General features: G+C 56.2%; 2 protein-coding genes and 1 pseudogene. All 3 read right to left on the bottom strand.

Going from position 1 to position 1,591, the window contains the following annotated elements; all coding sequences use genetic code 11:
* Positions 1–79: 79 nt before the first annotated feature.
* Positions 80–238: pseudogene (locus Q1A75_RS23855) on the bottom strand (integrase); the annotation flags it as partial.
* The gene (locus Q1A75_RS23860; protein WP_299593547.1) at positions 207–599 is read right to left on the bottom strand and encodes a GNAT family N-acetyltransferase; all 393 of its coding nucleotides are present in this window, start codon (positions 597–599) and stop codon (positions 207–209) included. The pseudogene Q1A75_RS23855 and the gene Q1A75_RS23860, both read right to left, overlap by 32 nt.
* Before the next feature lie 500 nt (positions 600–1,099).
* On the bottom strand, positions 1,100–1,450 hold the full coding sequence (locus Q1A75_RS23865) for an H-type lectin domain-containing protein (RefSeq protein ID WP_299593544.1): 351 nt from the start codon (positions 1,448–1,450) through the stop codon (positions 1,100–1,102).
* Positions 1,451–1,591 lie beyond the last annotated feature (141 nt).

Genomic DNA, 1,591 nt, shown 5'->3' on the forward strand with positions numbered 1-1,591 from the left:
GACCGCAACCATAACAACAGAAAGAAACAGGAACGGATTCTACACCTGAACGGCCCGGATTAGGGGGCTGGGTCACTACTTCTGCCATCGCCACTGATTCTTCTAGCTCGATGCCAAGATATTGGACGGTGCTGTCCATCTTGGTATGGTCAAGCAAAAGCTGAACCGCCTGTAGGTTGCATGTTTTCTTGTAAATCTGTGTCACTTTAGTTCTGCGCATCAAGTGGGGTCCGTAAGACTCCACCTCGCAAGCCATAGTCCCGCAGCAAACCTTCACGCTCAAATCCCATCCGCTCGTAGAGATGAATTGCGCGGGAGTTATTCACATTGACTGTTAATTCGACCCGCTGCAACGCCCACCAATCGTCCGCGACGTCGAGCAGTGCTGACAACAACGCTGTCCCTATACCCTGTCCGACGTGCGCATCATGAACCCCCATGCCAATTGCGCCCACGTGCAATCGCCGACGTTCAAAGCGCCTAAGCGTGGCCATGCCGACAATTTCGTCGTCCCGCACAGCAACGAGACCAACGAGCTCGGTGCCGCCTCTCCACATCCTCTCGCGCGTGGTGCTCACGCTCTGATAAGGCAGCCTCATCGTGCCCCATCGGTAGCCCGCGAGGTTGAGAAGGGCGGTCACCCAGACGCATCTTCCGGCTCAACGGCGCGGATCAAGACACCTGTCAAGACATCCTGCTTCCGCTGTCGAGCGGCCACATCACCATCGTCGGTGTTCTGAGCTGTCGTCATCTACTTGCTCCTCAATCAACCGAAGGAGCGGCGACCCCGCTCCATCCGCCGGAGTCATTTGGAAGGCTACCGGCTTACGCCGCGCACTCCTCCCAACCCCATTCGTAATGGGTCGTCGCGAGAAAATGCATCTGTGCAAAAGCCATGCGGTCGAATATAACCGCCAAGATTCTTGAGAAAGAGCGAAAAATAGATGCCTAGCAATGTTACAGATGGCAGGTGCCAATGCACGGCGAAACGGGCATTGTGGCGCGGTGCAGCGAAGGCCGGTTTGTCCCACGATGGGGCCCTTCGCACCGGCTCAGACTTGGAAAGCGCCACCCACACAACACTCATGGTGGCCCTGCCCTAGTAAAGGTCCCAATCGTCAGCCTGTCGCAGCTCTCCAATCGCCATCCAGGCGAGACGGATACGGGCCACGCGGGTGTCACCCCACGTGCGAAAGACAAGGTCAAACCCGTCCTTGGTAATAGTTTCGGCCGCGGTATCGGCCCGCAAGGCTGACGCAGTATCGACATCCCACATGGATATCGACACGTGGACCGACGGCTCCGCCCGGAAAGGTTCCGCAAAACTAATCCGACGGCGACGTTCGCGTTGTCCACGGCCAGTCCACATCTCGCCTCCGTCCTCGAAGTCGGAAAACAAGACGGTATCGCCTTGATCTATGCCTATCAGGTGGTTGCGCAGTCGTTTCATCAGATCGTTCTTGTAAGACTTGGATGTGGTAACACGTCAGGACAGCAATTTAAGGTCAAAATACCAAAAAATACCATGCTGGACGGTGGCGCGGCTGACTGCTGCGATGTCGGAGTATTCCAATCATAGGAGTTTCCAGCA

Source organism: uncultured Tateyamaria sp. (assembly GCF_947504105.1).
GTDB lineage: Bacteria > Pseudomonadota > Alphaproteobacteria > Rhodobacterales > Rhodobacteraceae > Tateyamaria.